This is a genomic window from Parabacteroides sp. AM58-2XD, from assembly GCF_003463685.1.
Lineage (GTDB): Bacteria > Bacteroidota > Bacteroidia > Bacteroidales > Tannerellaceae > Parabacteroides > Parabacteroides segnis.
This window is the reverse complement of record NZ_QSDP01000254.1, coordinates 1-796: the sequence shown is the minus strand read 5'-3', so window position 1 is coordinate 796 and position 796 is coordinate 1. Positions and strand designations below refer to the sequence as shown.

Genomic DNA, 796 nt, shown 5'->3' with positions numbered 1-796 from the left:
TATTTAGTACCATCATAATGAAAACAACACTATCCATATTTACAGTTTTATTATGCACCTTTTTTTCATGTAATGAAAAAAGTATAAAGGAGAATGACTATTCTAATACATCTACAAAAGTTATTAATGCACCTTTTTTTCATGTAATGAAAAAAGTATAAAGGAGAATGACTATTCTAATACATCTACAAAAGTTATTAATGTTCCCGACAAACTAGATATCACATCACATTCGGACTCTATCTTTTCGAAAGTTACTTTTTTACCATTAGAGACTAAACCGGACTGCATGATATCTTTTGTTATGAACTTAAAAATAGTAGATTCTCTTATTTATATCAATGATGGATTAAAAAGACTCCTTGTTTTTGATTCCAAAGGAAAATACAAATATCAAATTGGTTCCAAAGGTAATGGACCAGGAGAATACTTGGAAATGCGAGACTACCTCGTATATAAAGATCATATCGAGATCTTAGATTTCAAAAAAATAATTACTTATTCCTTAACAGGTGATTACATAGAAACAAAACACTTTGATTTTTTAGATCAAAATCAATACTGTAATGCAGACTATTTCACACAAGCTCCCACTGGTGGTTATTATTTTTGGGGTGGAACATCTGGTATAAAAGATTTTAGTGCAGAGAAAAAAAGATACCTAATGTATCATGTTAGTGATGATATGAAAATTAAAAAAGGAGAATTTCTTATTACACATGGTTCCGGATCATGTTTTTATAGATATACAAACTTTGAGGATCTGACTATTATTGATCCTTCTTATGGTAATTAC

Annotated in this window: 1 protein-coding gene; it reads left to right on the top strand. The window is 29.0% G+C overall.

Annotated features, from left to right (window positions below):
* Positions 1 to 157: 157 nt before the first annotated feature.
* Positions 158 to 796 (top strand): 6-bladed beta-propeller (locus tag DXA15_RS25135; protein WP_255420009.1); only part of this gene is annotated, 639 nt, incomplete at its 3' end.